Annotated in this window: 10 protein-coding genes; 1 reads left to right on the forward strand and 9 read right to left on the reverse strand. The window is 54.7% G+C overall.

Annotated elements, in window-relative coordinates:
• Nucleotides 1-201: 201 nt before the first annotated feature.
• From PHV74_10210 to xerD, 8 genes are all read right to left on the reverse strand, one after another.
• Nucleotides 202-4,383, reverse strand: coding sequence for an alpha-2-macroglobulin family protein (locus PHV74_10210; GenBank protein MDD5094735.1), 4,182 nt, complete (start codon nucleotides 4,381-4,383; stop codon nucleotides 202-204).
• A 100-nt stretch (nucleotides 4,384-4,483) separates the two neighbouring features.
• On the reverse strand, nucleotides 4,484-4,741 hold the full coding sequence (locus PHV74_10215) for a PQ-loop domain-containing transporter (GenBank protein ID MDD5094736.1): 258 nt from the start codon (nucleotides 4,739-4,741) through the stop codon (nucleotides 4,484-4,486).
• Between the two features lie 166 nt (nucleotides 4,742-4,907).
• Nucleotides 4,908-5,915, reverse strand: a complete 1,008-nt coding sequence (gap, locus tag PHV74_10220; protein ID MDD5094737.1) for a type I glyceraldehyde-3-phosphate dehydrogenase — start codon at nucleotides 5,913-5,915, stop codon at nucleotides 4,908-4,910.
• A gap of 311 nt (nucleotides 5,916-6,226) precedes the next feature.
• A complete protein-coding gene (locus tag PHV74_10225; protein MDD5094738.1) occupies nucleotides 6,227-7,225 on the reverse strand; it encodes an MBL fold metallo-hydrolase in 999 nt (332 codons plus the stop codon).
• 4 nt (nucleotides 7,226-7,229) lie between these two features.
• Complete coding sequence (gene eno / locus PHV74_10230) at nucleotides 7,230-8,516, reverse strand: phosphopyruvate hydratase (protein ID MDD5094739.1); 1,287 nt, start codon at nucleotides 8,514-8,516, stop codon at nucleotides 7,230-7,232.
• 48 nt (nucleotides 8,517-8,564) lie between these two features.
• Nucleotides 8,565-9,032 carry a TIGR00725 family protein gene (locus tag PHV74_10235; protein MDD5094740.1) on the reverse strand — a complete coding sequence of 156 codons (468 nt, stop codon included), beginning with the start codon at nucleotides 9,030-9,032 and terminating at the stop codon, nucleotides 8,565-8,567.
• On the reverse strand, nucleotides 9,033-9,752 hold the full coding sequence (locus PHV74_10240) for an alpha/beta hydrolase (protein MDD5094741.1): 720 nt from the start codon (nucleotides 9,750-9,752) through the stop codon (nucleotides 9,033-9,035).
• Nucleotides 9,753-9,845: 93 nt separating this feature from the next.
• Nucleotides 9,846-10,757, reverse strand: coding sequence for a site-specific tyrosine recombinase XerD (gene xerD / locus PHV74_10245; GenBank protein MDD5094742.1), 912 nt, complete (start codon nucleotides 10,755-10,757; stop codon nucleotides 9,846-9,848).
• Between the two features lie 460 nt (nucleotides 10,758-11,217).
• On the opposite strand from xerD, the gene PHV74_10250 reads away from it, so the two are divergent.
• On the forward strand, nucleotides 11,218-14,235 hold the full coding sequence (locus PHV74_10250) for a PAS domain S-box protein (GenBank protein MDD5094743.1): 3,018 nt from the start codon (nucleotides 11,218-11,220) through the stop codon (nucleotides 14,233-14,235).
• On the opposite strand, the gene PHV74_10255 is transcribed toward PHV74_10250, so the two are convergent.
• Entirely contained in the window at nucleotides 14,232-15,113 is an 882-nt protein-coding gene (locus PHV74_10255; protein ID MDD5094744.1) for an SLC13 family permease, read from the reverse strand. The two genes, PHV74_10250 and PHV74_10255, sit on opposite strands and share 4 nt — an antisense overlap.
• Nucleotides 15,114-15,243: the final 130 nt, after the last annotated feature.

The raw sequence follows: 15,243 nt of genomic DNA on the forward strand, positions 1-15,243 counted from the left end.
CTCCCCGCAGCGGATGGTCACGAACTGCCCGGGCCGGAAATCGGCGGTGATCTCAGGGGCATCGGCCCAGATCAAGAAGACCTCGGGCATCACGCGAGCAGAGGAGATTATGGATGCTTTGATCTGTTTCATTGGTTCCATTATACAGTAGGGGCGAAGCATTTCCGATAGCAGGAAATGCTTCGCCCCCTCACCGATCAATCAGTTCACCACAATCGCCTGGCTCAGGCTTTCTCCCTTGAGTTCCGGTTGGTAATAGGAGTAGGCCGTCGAGGCAACGCCCTTGGCTTTTACAGGATACATCGCCTGGACATCGAAGCTGAAGGATATCTTCTCACCGGCTTTCATGTTCTCGATGTAGAAGATCACCTTCCGCCCCGCCACGTCGTAGCGTTTGAATTTCTTATTGTTTTCCACTACCGCAGCCACAGTGTCAGTCACGGGAGCAAACCCGGTGGGAACGGAGATATCCACCACCACCATCCCGGCTTCCATTTCCAGCCCCATCTCCTTGGGCGGGTTGAACTCCACCGTCGCTGAGACTTTCACTTTGTCATTCACTTCCACCTCGGTGGCATCGTAACTGACGTTCACTTTCATCACCGGCTCTGTTACCTGATCCACCTCCGGCAGATTGAACCGCTTCACCAACTGGGCAATGGCTTCTCCCTTGCCAGCTGTAAGAACCTGAATCTCCTTATCGACCGGGACATCGATGATCTGAAGCACATCGAAATTCTCCGGCGTGATCTTGATTTCTTTATCCGGTCCGGCGCCTGTCACGATCACTCGCAGGTCAACGTCCGCCCTCGCGCCGCTGGCCTGCTCGGTCAAGGCTTGCAATGCCACGACCGTGTCCTGGGTAGAGCCATATCCGCCGTAGGCATTGCGCTGGGAGACTAGCCACTTGGCTGCTCTGGAGGTGTTGAAAGCGTCGCCATGCTTGGTGAGCGCCAGTGTGGCATAGGCAGTGGTCTCGACGACGGCGCTCTGGTTCTGAGGAGGCATCCATGGTCGAGCAACCCCTTGTTTCTCCATGGGAACGATCTCGACCTCATTACCCCAGTGCAGGCCGTTTTCGTCTGCTTGAGCCATGTCCATCAGTTTGTCATGTGCAGTATTTTTGAGTCCGCTTCCGGCAAGCTCCAGGGCATAGGCGGTCAATGCCAGTGTGTACGCATCATCCATTTCGTCCAGCCGACCCTCAAGGTAGCGCACCGCCTTGCCCGAGGCGCTCTTTTCCGAATTCTCCATCAGCGCAATGGCCACATAGGCCGTGAGGGCATCCTTGCCCTGAAGTCCGCCCAGTAGTTCCTGGTGATGAAGGAATCCAACGGACTCGAAGGAGCCATCGGCCTTCTGATGGGAGGTGATCCACTGCTGAGCCTCGCTCAGAATGGCATCGTCGATATAGATCAAGCCTTTGGCCTGGGCAAAACTCTTGAGGACAAAGGCGGTGAGCCACAGGCTGCCCGATTCATCCTGCTCGCCGAAAGCAGAGAAACTGCCGTCGCGGTGCCGATAAGTTAATTCTCGCTGGTAGCCGGTGATCATCAGTTTCTCGGCTTTGGCCATGATCTCCGGTTTGATCTGCCCCGATTCCTGGAGGTACTTGGTGATGAACACATCGGGAGCAAAGACGATCATGTTCTGTTCTCCACAGCCATAGGGCATCTGCAGGAGTTGGTCCAGCCCGTCGATGGTCTGGGTCAAAAAGCTGGCGGTGACGGCCAGATACGCTCGCCCGGAATCTTCTACCACCAGTGCGGGAATGGAGGTATCCAGCGTCTGGGAGGTTCCGGCGGAAAGGGTGATGTTTTGAACCTCTTCACGGGCCACGCCTTCCGGCTCCACGATGACGGTCTTGATGGCGGCATCGGCGGCCTGGGTGCTCTGGGCGGTGATCTTGATCTGGTTGATCCCCAAAGCTCTGGGTCTGATCATGAACTCCACCCCACCGACTTCGTTGGGCGCGATCTCCACCGATTGCGACGCTTCGTCCAACAGGTCAAACCAGTCAGACTGATCGATCTTCACCACAACCTTCTGGGTCTCGTTCAGGTAATTATAGATGGCCACTTTCACCGGAAACTCCTCGCCGCGGATGGAGGAATACGGCAGGTCGATGCTGAGGAAGAACGGCTGGAAAGCCTTCAGTTGAGCTTCGCCGATTCCCAGACCCTTCTCCTTGGAAAGCGCTACGGCGCGCAGCACCCAGGTGGTGATGCTGTCAGGAACCGTGGCATTGACAGAAGCCTTGCCTTTGGAATCGGTGGTGACGTCCTGCCACAGCCAGGTCTCCGGGAAGAACTGCCGAACGCGCTGGACTTCGGCCAAGCTTTCACTCGCAGTTTCGGTGGGAGATGGAGCAGCCGATGGTACAACCATCTCTTCGGCATTAGCAAACCCTTGTCCTTTGATCATGACCCCGCCATCTGCCCAGGCTCGCACGGGGCTTTGGTATTCCTTTCCTTCCGGAACCTTCTGATTGCTGAGCACTATCACTCCGGCATCGCTGAATGTCTCGCTGGCACCTCGAGTGGCGATATCGGAATAGATATTGACTTCGTGCAGCTCCACCTGCGGCTGCATATAGAGCCTTTCCAGTTCATCGAAGACTTGCTGCAGGTTAAGCCGATTCTCCGCCAGAATGAACACCGACTTATCCACCGCCACGATGCCCACCTTGGATTGGCCATCACTCTGGACATCGATGGTGATTTCATCGCCGGGCTTGGCCTCATCTGTGGAGAAATCAACCGTTACCGCATTGGGGTAACGGGCATCGATGCTGAAGGGAAGATAGTCAGCAGCCACCTCGCTGTTGGGCAGGATTTGGTAGACCAGCAGCCTGGCCGATGGCGCCATCTGAGGGGTGGCCATAACAGAAATCTCGTTGTCTTGAGTGTAAGCGCTGAAAACCACCTTGTCGCGGGAGACGACCTCATAGTAGAAGTTGGTCGCTTCCCTGGTGGAATATACTTTAAACACCACATTCTGTCCTACCTGAGGGATGCCCTGGCTCACCTGCTCCAAATGGATGAAATTCCCCGTAGGAGAATAGCCTGCCTCAACGGTCCGGGTAGCTTGAGCGGGTTGCCGGGACGATATGGGTGTGAGCTCTAAGGCTTCTATCTGGAGGGCGGTGGCTTTCTCGGGCGGAGTGAAGGAAAGGATGGCTTTTCCGCCTTGTGTTTTCACCGGAGTGGTGTCTTTTTTGAACTGATCGAAGTCTTTATCGACATAAGTTACCGTCACCTGAACGAGCGCATCGGTCAGCTGGTTATCCGGCGTCTCGGTGACGATAAGGAAATTGAAGGGCAATGTGGGCTTGAACACTATGCTTTCCGGGATGATCTGAACGGTGAGAGGCGACTGGGCGATGGTGAACATCCGAGTCGTCTTCTCCTGATAGCCGGTGGATTGCTCCCTGACGGTGACATCGAGGGTCACATTTCCCATGCCGCGGGCTTCCGGAACTCCGGCAACGTACTGGACGGCCGGGATTTCGAATTGCGTCTGGCCGTCGATCTCCTTGGTTACGGTGGCATACTCTTCCCACTTGCCGACGTATCGGGAAGCGACGATCTCCAGTTCTCCCTTGACCGGCTTGCCGAAGCTGTATTCGGCGGAGATGGTTCCCTTGATCGGCTCATCGATCAGATACCACTCTTTGGGGAGGTCCACTGTGACCTCATACTTCGGCAGCACGTATTCTTCCACCCGCACATCGAGCTGAGTTTTCGATTCGCCGACGGCGGCATTGATCTTCCACGTGCCCAGATTGGGTTCATCGGAGATAGGCAGATCGAGAGTGGCCATGCCGTAGTCGTCGGTTTTAACTTCCTTGCGGAATATCTTGATCCCCTTGGCATCCAGAACGTCCACGATGATGGTCTCGCTCAGGGGCCGGAGGTCTGAGTTGAGGGTGATCGCCCGGATGTGAAGGGTCTGGGCGGGTTTGTAGATGGGCTTGTCGGTTTCCAGGAAGACCAGCAGGCTCCTTTTTACCTGGATGCTGGCCTGCTCATCGAAGTCCGAACCTTTGACCCGAAGCTGGTAATCGCCTTCGAGAAGGCTTGAAGGGACATTGATCTCGATTTGGCCTTTGCCGATCACCTGCTCTTTGGCCGAGGCAACCGACTTGCCGTCGCTGAGGAGGTCGACGGATACGGTGTCGCGGGTGAGCTGGCCTTGTTCTCCCAGCAGGGTGAAGGTGACGGCGGCGTTCTCGCCGATGTGCAGCGTCTTGGGTGCTATAGCGATATAGCTGGCGACGGATACGCTGGCAACCTTGGGTTTTGCTGCTGATCCGCAACCCAGGACAGTTGGGGCCAGCAGTACCAGAATGAGTGTGGCAATGACGGCTAGGTTTCGTTTCATAGATGCCCTCCTTGGGTAGCGCTTGTATTTATAAGACGCTGCCGCAAAAGAAAATGCTCAGGAATGGGCCGCTGAAACTGGATTGAAGCGGGGGGAAGGCCTACCTCCCGTATTTGAATTTGGCATAGAGGAGGGTGATGATAAGGCTTGCGGCAACGGCGTTCCAGAGGATAACCGGGAAAAGGCCTTCGGCTATCCCGTAACCGAGCCAGATCAACAGACCAATCAAGAGCGAGGCAGAAAAGGCGAGACTGATTTCGCGAGCGCTCTTCAACTTGAAAACCCGCAGGATTTGGGGAATAAAACTGAATGTGGTGAAAGCCCCGGCGATCCAGCCCAAAGTTTCTGCTCCTGACACGCCTCAACCCTCCTTGAGTCTCTGTTCAGGAACAAGTATAGCAGGTTGCTCCGGGTATTTCCTGCTTGTTCCGTTTCCACTGGAGCCGTGCCGGAATGCTTCGCCCCTGCATTCCAAAAGGTGTCATTCCGGGCCTGACCCGGAGTCTAAGTATGTCCAGCGAGCCTCATTGCTTGGCCATGTACTCAATCAGGTCGACCACGCGGCAGGAATAGCCCCACTCGTTGTCGTACCAGCTCACCAGCTTGAAGAAGGTGTTGGAGAGCCCGATCCCCGCCTTGACATCGAAGATGGAGCTCAGTGGGCAGGTGATGAAATCGCTGGAGACCACCTCTTCATCAGTGTAGCCGAGGATGCCTTTCATTTCGCCTTCGGAGGCAGCCTTCATGGCGGCGCAGATTTCCTGATAGCTGGTTTCCTTCTGGGTACGCACGGTCAGGTCGACCACGGAGACATCGGCGGTAGGTACCCGGAAGGACATGCCGGTTAGTTTGCCCTTCAGTTCGGGCAAAGCTAGGCCAACGGCTTTGGCCGCGCCGGTGGAACTGGGGATGATATTCATGTAACCGTTGCGGCCGCCGCGCCAGTCCTTCTTGCTGGGGCCATCCTGAGTGGGCTGGGTGGCAGTGACGGCGTGAATGGTGGTCATCAGCCCTTCCAGAATGCCGAACTTGTCGTTGACCACCTTGGCAATCGGAGCCAGACAGTTGGTGGTGCAGGAAGCATTGGACACCACAATGGCATCCTTTTTGAGTGTCTTCTCGTTCACGCCCATGACAATCGTGGGCACTTTGTCAGTGCTCTTGGTCGGGGCAGAGATCACCACGCGCTTGGCACCGGCGGTCAGGTGTTTGGCGGCGCCATCGAAATCGGTGAACAGGCCCGTGGATTCGACAACGATATCCGCACCCAGGTTGCCCCAGGGCAGCTCTTCCGGGTTGCGCACCGCGAAGCACGGAACCCTCTTGCTGCCCACAACGATATTTTCGCCATCGGCTTTCACCGGGAGGTCAAACTGTCGATGGGTGGAATCGTACTTCAGTAAGTAAGCCAGGTTATCGGCCGGGACCAGATCGTTGATGCCGACCACTTCGATGTTCGGGTTCTTGGCCGCGATGCGGAAGACCAGACGGCCGATGCGCCCGAATCCGTTGATTCCGATTTTAGTTGCCATGGATGAACCCTCCCTCAATTGTATTTTGTGTCCTAATGATAGTGACTCAAAGTAAATGATGTCAAGGCAAATCCACGGACGCTTTGATTAAGCGCCGATCAACCCCCTGACCCCGGCCGGAGAAAATGTTCCACCCCCTAATCGAAGGCCACCCAGTGGTTGTTTGTTTGGTCAGTGTCTTGCTTTTGTCTTTTCTATGCTCTCCTTCGACAAGCTCAGGGCGAACGGGGAGAAGGGTTCCGTTCGTGCTGAGGCTCTCGAAGTATGAACGGATGGCGTCATACCCTGCCGCAATAGCCAGTCCAAATAGCTTAGACCCTCGCATAGAAAGCGTGCCCGTCCCGGACGAACGTTCTGACTTTCTTCTCGATTACCAGCGCCTCAAGGTGAGCCAGTGCCTCCGTCACCGCCAATCGCCGATCCACATTCGGCATATCTTCCCAGGCTATCCCTCCCCTGTCCAATCCCCAGGGGACCTTCTGGGCAATCCTATAGGCCGTTTTGGCTTCGTCCTTGATCTGATCCAGAATAGCAGCCGACCTGTCCTTGTGGTGTTTCAAGAGTTCGTCGATCCGTTGGGGAAGATCGGTGAACACATCCTCATGACCGGGCAAGACCAGTTCCACCTCCAGGCCGCGCATAGACTTCAGCGACCGGAGATAGTCGCCAAGAGGATTGCCGGGTGACTGAACGTGGAGGCTGATATTGGGAGAAGTCTGCGGCAGAATATGGTCGCCCGAAAACAGGAGTTTCTTCGACCGTTCATAGAAACAGACATGGCCCTCAGAATGCCCTGGCGTCAAAATCACTTCCAGCTTGAAAAGGCCCGTATCGATGACTTCTCCCCCGGCAATCGTCCTTTCCGGAACCGTCAGCACCACAAATCGCTTGACGGGGATCGAGGCTTTCTGGAGCCGGGGAGACTCACTTTCAGGGACTCCGTGGCGACGAAGCCACTGCCCCATCTGCTCCAGAAGGAGGTCTTCCGATACGTATCTCGATTCGATGAAAGCCTTCTCCGCCTGATGGATGGCGATCTTGGCGCCGGAAAGCTCTTTGTATTTTCCCGCCAGGCCAAAGTGATCGGGATGAACGTGGGTAATCAGGATCAGGCGGATATCCTTGAAACCGAGGCCTGTATCCTTGAGCTGTCTCTCGAAAGCCTCAAACGACCCTCGCGCATTCCATCCGGTATCGATGAGCGTCCACCCGTCAGTGCCTGCGACTAGATACGTATTCACAAAGCCCAGGGGGCTGTTCGGTATCTGCAGAGGGACCTTGATCTGATGAACGCCGGAAACAATCTCCATCGGCTCACTTTCTCTTCAGGTTCATGTAGGCGAACAGGCCGGCATATCGGGCGTTGGAACCCAGTTCTTCCTCGATGCGGAGGAGCCGATTATATTTGGCGACACGCTCGGAGCGGCAGGGAGCGCCGGTTTTGATCTGTCCGGTGCTCAGGCCTACGCAGAGGTCGCTGATGGTGGTATCTTCCGTCTCGCCGGATCGATGGCTGATTACAGCGGTCCAGCCGGCCCCTCGCGCCATCTCGATGGCCGACCGGGTCTCGGTCAGGGTTCCGATCTGGTTCAGCTTGATCAGCGCTGAATTGCTCGCCTTCTGCTGAATTCCCTGGGAAATCCTCTGAATGTTGGTGACGTAAAGGTCATCGCCGACCACTTGCACCTTCGGACCGATCTTCTGGGTGAGGAGCTGCCAACCCTCCCAGTCGTCCTCGGCCAGGCCATCTTCGATGCTGATAATCGGATATTGGGAGGTCAGATCGACGTAATAATCGACCATCTCGGCACTGGAGAGTTTTCGGCCTTCCTTGGCGAGATCGTACTGGCCCTCTTTGTAGAACTCGGTTGATGCGGTATCGAGGGCAATGAAGCACTGGTCTCCGGGTTTGTACCCCGCCGCTTCGATGGCATTCAGGACCATCTCCACCGCGGCTTTGTTCGAAGGCAGGGCCGGAGCGAAGCCTCCCTCATCTCCTACTGCCGTGGTTAGCCCCTTGTCCTTGAGCAGTTTTTTGAGGGCATGATAGATTTCCGTCCCCATTCGCAGGGCCTCTGCGAAAGTGGGTGCTCCGGCCGGGACGATCATGAACTCCTGAAAATCCACCGAGTCCTCAGCGTGTTTTCCGCCGTTGAGGATGTTCATCATCGGCACGGGCAGGAGATGAGCATTGTCCCCGCCGAGATAGCGATATAAGGGGAGTTTGGATGAGTTGGCGGCTGCGTGCGCGACGGCGAGCGATACCCCCAGGATGGCGTTGGCCCCCAGATTGGATTTTGTGGGCGTGCTATCGAGCACCAGCATGATCCGGTCGATCTCCTCTTGCGCCGTGGCCGGCTTCCAGATGAGGGCCGGAGCGATTTTCTCATTGACGTTGGCCACCGCCCGGAGGACACCTTTGCCGTTGTATCGGCTCTTGTTTCCATCGCGAAGCTCCAGCGCTTCATGGGAGCCGGTGCTTGCCCCGGAGGGCACCGCCGCCCGCCCGATGCTTCCATCGGTCAGTCTCACTTCCACCTCGACGGTGGGATTTCCCCGGGAGTCGAGGATTTCCCGGGCTTTGATTTTATCGATTTTCATTTGTTCTCCTTTTTCCCTCCCTCTAATCCCTCCCACAAGGGGAGAGGGTTAGGGGGTGATAGCTTTCAATGCCTTTTGAACCGCATCCTTGGCATCTTCGGCGATGATGATCGAATCGTCCGCTTTTCCTTTTCTTGAAATCTCCCAAGTATTCAATCCGATGACCGGAACCCCTCTTTTGAGGGCATGCCCGATCTCGGAGAGGGTGCCGTATTCGCCGTCGATGGCGATCAAAGCCTGGGCCGACTTGATGATGACCACATTGCGCATCTCTCCCATCCCGGTGACAATGGGAATATCTACATAAGGATTGGCGTCGGATCGATCATTTCCGGGCAGAATCCCGAGGGTCTGTCCGCCCGCTTCTTTGGCTCCTCGGCAGACTGCCTCCATCACTCCTCCCAGTCCGCCGCAGATCACCGTAGCCTGCTGCGTTGCCAGTTCTCGGCCGACTTCTTCGGCCAACTTGGCCGCTTTCCGGGAGCATTTGCTTCCGCCGATTACTCCAATCACCATTTATTGCCTCAAAAAATCCAGAGCCAGCCGGTTAAACTCCTCGGCCCTTGACCGATGGGGCGCATGCCAGCCTCGTTTGAAGATGTGAAGTTGAGAGTTCGGCAGCCGCTTGTGGGCCTGGTAGGCCAGTTTGACCGGCATGTATCCATCCCACTGGCCCCAGCAAATCAAGGTGGGAGCCTTGATCTCCCACAGTCTATCCATGAAAACTTCATGAACCTCGCCGTCTCCGCCGCCGGTCATCGTTGAATAGTAGGTCTCATCTTTCTTTAAGCGGGCTACGGTTTTGAAAATACCCAGAAGCGCTTTCCCCAGGGGGGTGAGATCGTTCGAAAGCCCTGCGGTATCGATCAGGACGAGCTTTTCCACCTTCTCCGGGTGGTTCAGCGTGTAGGCCAGGGAAATTCCGCCGCCCAGGGAATGTCCGATGATGCTCATGCGGTCCAATCCAAGGGTTGCCGTAAAATCATCGAGGAATTCGATGAACAGCTTTTGGGTGTAGCGTATTTTGGGCTTGTCGGTCTTGCCATAGCCCACCAGGTCCGGCGCATAAATTTGGTAGTGCTGAGCCAGGGGTTCGAGATTAGGAGCCCAATCATTTTCAACCGTGGCCGCTCCCCCGCCATTGACGAGCAGCAGCGGCAAACCTTCCCCGCCAACAAGATAGTGCGTGTTAACATCCTTGACCTTGATCCACTTGCTTTCTATTTTCGGTGCCATATTCGATCCATATTCTGATATGAGGCGATCTCTGATTCAGTGTTCATTATCCTCAAGAGGTCTCTGCATCATTCGATTCGAAATTTCCCTCAGTTACTTGGCTCGCGGGTGCGAACTTTCATAGACTTTACGGACGTGCTCATCGGTGAGGTGCGTATAGATTTGAGTGGTGGAGATATTGGCGTGTCCCAGAAATTCCTGAAGCTCGCGCAGGTTCATCTTTCCGCTGTGGAGCAAGTGGGAGGCGATGCTGTGGCGAAGGGTATGGGGCGTAAGCTCATCCTCAATTCCAATTGCCGCGCCGTAGTTTTTCAAGATGAGCCAGAAGCCTTGTCGCGTAAGCCTCTGTCCCCGGTGATTAACGAACAGCGCTTGCTCGTCATCAATCACGATCTGCGGGCGAGCATCCTGAATATAGGCGGTCACATCCCTGATGGCCTGCTCGTGGATGGGAATGATTCGCTCCTTGGAGCCCTTGCCAAAACAGCGCACAAAGCCGTCATCGAGATTGACGTCATGGACGTCAAGGGAGACCAGTTCGGTGACCCGCATTCCAGTGGCATAAAGGAGTTCCAGCATCGCCTTATCCCTTTTTGCTTCCGGAGTGGAGTGCTTGGAAGGCTGAGCCAAAAGCGCTTCCACCTGCGATACGGAAAGCGTTCGGGGCAATGGCTTGCCCAGCTTGGTGCTGCCGAGATTCTCGGTAGGGTCCTTTTTAACAATGCCTTCCCGGACCATGAAGTCGAAGAGCGATCTTGCCGCCGCTATCTTGCGGGCAACGGTGGCCGGAGCATATTCCCGCTCCCGGAGTTCCAGGATATGGCTCAGAAGCAAGTCTCGATCGATGGCGGACCAGTCATCGGGGGGACTCCCTTTTTCGGAGAGCTTCGCTGTTGCAAAGACGGCGAACTGCCGCAAATCGTTCCTGTAGGCGACGATGGTGTTCTGAGAAAACCCCTTTTCTACGGAGAGGAAATTCAGAAAGCTCTCGATCTGGGTGTTCATGGAGCCCTCCTTTGCGCTAAATGAGACTCATATATCAGGGGTGCGTTATGCGGCACTTGATGTGAGCTTCTGGCTGGTTGAATTCTAGCAAACTGGAGTTTTATTGTAAAGTACCAGTCGCTGCCACTACTGTCCTTACGGAAAGCCGTAGAACATCCAAGCATTTCCTTCTGGATTCGAGGTTGCCACGCCAAAGCCTGTCCTGAGTTGCTCGAAGAGTTAGCAATAACATCCTAAATGTGTTCGGGAAACACACCATTCACCCACTGGCGAAATCCGTGGAACTCTGCTCCTCAGTTTCTTTAATACAGCTGTGCCTACGTGCAGGCTCTTATACAAAATGAGGGCTGATACGGTTCCACCTCAGATTGCGACGTGATAGTCTGAACTGAGATATTCGGCCCAGTCTACCAATGGCCTATTGAAACAGCCTCAGGCTAAGTCTCACCGGAGGTGGATAATGGAAAACGAAAAACGGACACCTCATGAAGTGCCAGAAGATTGGACTGAATCCAAGGCGGTTGCCGAAGCAATGAACAACAAACAGCCACATACGACGGGGGATGAGCAAAGCGTTCCATTCACATCGCTCCCAAAAGAAGCGGAGGCCCTGCGGGAACTGGAAGACAAGTACCACAGCCTGGTAGAGAACTCCATCGATGGAATCGTCATCATTCAGCAGACCGAGGTCAAGTTTATCAATCGGACATGCCTGAAGATATTTGCCTATGAGAGCGAAGACCAGGTGTTGGGGCATCCCTTTGCCGATTTTGTGGCGCCAGAATATCGGCACCCCATGATAGAAAGAGCCAATTTAAGGCAACAGGGAGAAGCCATCCCCGGCCGTTATGAAATCAAGGCCCTGCGCCGGGATGGAACCCTGTTTGATGCGGACCTCTCCATAGGCAGAATCACTTATCAGGGGAAGTGGGCCATCCAGGCCATCATCAGAGATATCACCGAGCGCAAACAGGCGGAGAAAGCACTCCGTCAGAGCGAAGAGAGATATCGTGTCCTGGTCGACAACATTCCGGATATGATATGGATTGCAGAAAGGGACTCGGGCAAAGTCCTTTTTATCAGTCAAAATGCACCAGCTGTCCTGGGCTGCGCAATTGACGAAATAACTCAAACATCCTTTCCTCTCACCGCTGAAAAAGTCCATCCTGATGATCAGGAGAGATTTCGGAAAGCAATGGCCCTGGTGGGTGAGGAAACAAACTCGATTGAAGTGGAATACAGGTCCCGGAGGGATGACGGAGAATGGGTGTGGTTGCACGCCAGAGGGCTCCTGACCTCCCAACAGGATGGGAAACGGCTGCTGCACGGATTGACGTCGGATATTACTGAGCGCAAACAGTCGGAAACGGTAGCCGCCATTCAACGCCGACTGGCTCAGGGCCTGGCTGCCACCGCTATGCTTGATGAGGGAATACGCCTCTGCCTTGACGTGGCCATCGAAGCCTCCGGAATGGACTCGGGGGGGATATATCTTGTCGAGGAGGTCTCGGGAGGGCTAAGGCTGGCATGCCACCGGGGGCTATCAGCCGATTTTATCTCCCGCGTATCATCCTATGAAGCCGATGCCCTCAATACCCGCATGGTGATGAGTGCATCGCCCCTGTTCTCCGAATTTTTGAACCTGGACCCACCGGACGAAGCCAAAACCAGTGAGGGGTTAAAGGCCCTTGCCGTCCTACCCATCGTTCACAAAGGTCGAGTCATCGCCTGCCTCCATGTTGCTTCCCACTCGGTGGATCAGGTGTCCAATCTGGCTCGCAACACGCTGGAGCAAATCACCGGTCATCTGGGAGAAGCCATCGCCCGATTGATGGTGGAGGATGCACTGCAGAAGAGCGAAGAACGATACCGGCTCCACTTCGAGAATATATCCGATGTCATTGCCCGAGTTGATTCGGAGCTCAATCTCCTTGAAATCTCCCCGTCAATCGAAAGGATGCTGGGGTATTCATCCGCTGAGTTGATCGGCAAGAAATACATGGACGCAGGTTTCGCCTCAAAGGAGGTGCAGCAGGAACTGAGGCGCAACATGGACCTCTTCCTGGCTGGCCAGCCGACTGCTTCTGCTCCCGTCTTTGAGCTCCTGCGCAAAGATGGAACGGGTATATTCGTCGAACTGAAGATGTCACCAGTGCTCAAAGGTGGAAAGGTATCGTCGTATATCGCTGTCGTCCGCAATATCACCACCCGTAAGCAATCAGAGCAAGAACTTCTCCGCAAGAATCGGATCCTCACTGCACTGAGTGAAATCGCCGCTACGACGAGACAGTCCCACGATATCAACCAGATTCTGAACGATTCCCTGTCGAAGGTGATGGAAATCATCGATATGGAAATGGGAGCCATTGCCCTGATTGCTGAGGAAAATGAGGTCGCGATCGAAATCCTCCAGGGTTTCCGCCCCGAGTTCAGAGAAAAGGCAGCAACCGTGAAAACAACGGAGGGAATCACCGGACTCATCCTTCAATCCGGACAATCGGTCTTCATAGAAGATCTGCCAACCGATCCCAGAATCTGCATGGAGGATGCCATCCGGGATGAGGGATTGAAAGTCTTTGCCGGGGTACCTTTGAAAGTGGGCAATCGGATTCTGGGAAGGCTTGTTGTCATGAGCCGGAAACCCCGCCAGATTTCCTCTCTGGATGAACAGTTGCTGGAAACTATAGGGAGTCATCTGGGCATTGCCATCGAGAATGCCCGATTGTTTGAAAAGGCTTCCCGGGTCAAGGCGCTGGAGGAACTCGATCGGCTGAGAACCCAGCTTCTGGCCAGCGTGTCTCATGAACTGCGTACTCCTCTAACGGCCATCAAGGGGCTTGCCAGCACCCTGATTCAGCCGGATGTACAGTGGGATCCCGATACACAGAAAGACTTCCTTACGGTTATCAACAAAGAGTCGGACACCCTCAATCACCTGGTGAACGACCTTCTGGAGATGTCACAGCTGGAGACCGGCACCATAAGCCTGGAAAAGACGCCGAGCAGAATCTCTGCCATCGTCAGCCAGCTCAGTGACAAACTCAAAGGATTGGTGGCCAAACATCGCTTTGAGATCAACATTCCGGCCAACCTGCCTTTGATCTATGTCGACGAGGTGCGCCTGGGAGAGGTAGTCATCAACCTGGTTGAAAATGCGGTTTCTTATTCAAAGGAAGGCTCACGGATTACACTCGAAGTAAGTCACGTGGGCAACGAAATCGTAGTGAGTGTCACCGACCAAGGTATTGGCATCCCCAGTCATTATTCCGAGAAGATATTCGAACGATTTTTCAGGGTAGAAAGCGGTGTGGCCCACAGGAGGGGTGGCAGCGGCCTAGGGTTGGCGATTTGCAAGCGGATCATCGAATCACATGGCGGCAGGATATGGGCTGAAAGCAAACCCGGTCAGGGCTCAAACTTCAGTTTCTCACTCCCAGTCCTAGACTCCTTTCCCCAGGTGAATAAATCACTTGCCTAGGTAAGCCAGCCCGCCCAGTATTCGCCTCCCAGGATCAGGATAGACAATCCAACGGTCACCACAGTCACGGCAACACCTACTTTCAGGAACTCAAAGAAACCCACCTGCACCCCTTCCCTAGCTGCGCTTTCAACAACAATAATATTGGCCACGGCTCCGATAATGGTCAGATTGCCGCCCAGGGTCGAACCAGCAGCCAGAGCAATCCACAGCGTATCGCCCGGAATACTCCTGAGTATGGGCAGAACCAACATGGTCAACGGCACATTGCTCACCAGTTGTGAGACCAGCGTGCTGACAATCGATATGGAAGCAATGCCGGAAAAATCAGGGGAAACGACGATCCTTTCGATGAACACATCAAACACACCCTCTTTATGAGCGCCTCCGATCACCACAAACAGTCCGGCAAAGAAAAGCAGCAGCACCCAGTCCACTTCCTTGATGATGGCTGAAGGCTTCTTCGTGCTCACCACCAATACGAGGGCAGCGCAGCTCAGGGCAATCAGGGGCATCTCGAGATCGAGGAAAGAGCTGAGGAAGAAGGCGATTATCACCAATGCCAGGATGGGCACCAGCCTTTTGAGAGCCCGGATATCGTATGTCGGCGGATCGGCAGGTGAGGCAGGGGAATGATCAAAACCCTGATCGAATGTATGGCCATAGAATCTCCCAATGATAAACACCAAAGCAACAGTGGAGAGAATCGAGACGGGTAGAAGATAAAGAAAGAAACGAGTGAATGATATTCCCGAAGTGATGCCGATCAACATGTTCTGCGGATTGCCGACGATGGTGGCCGTGCTGCCGATATTCGAAGCCATCGCCTCGGCAATCAGATAGGGGACCGGGTTTACCTTCTTCTGCCGACAGATCAAGATAGAGGCCGTTTAAGAATAGGGGTTAAGAATACCCTGAAAGAAGTTGACACGGTTTTTGAAACCGACGTTTTGACTTTCAAGTGACATTCTCATAGGTTAAGCCCTCGGTTTTGAGGGTTTGAGCACT

Source organism: Dehalococcoidia bacterium (assembly GCA_028711995.1).
GTDB lineage: Bacteria > Chloroflexota > Dehalococcoidia > SZUA-161 > SpSt-899 > JAQTRE01.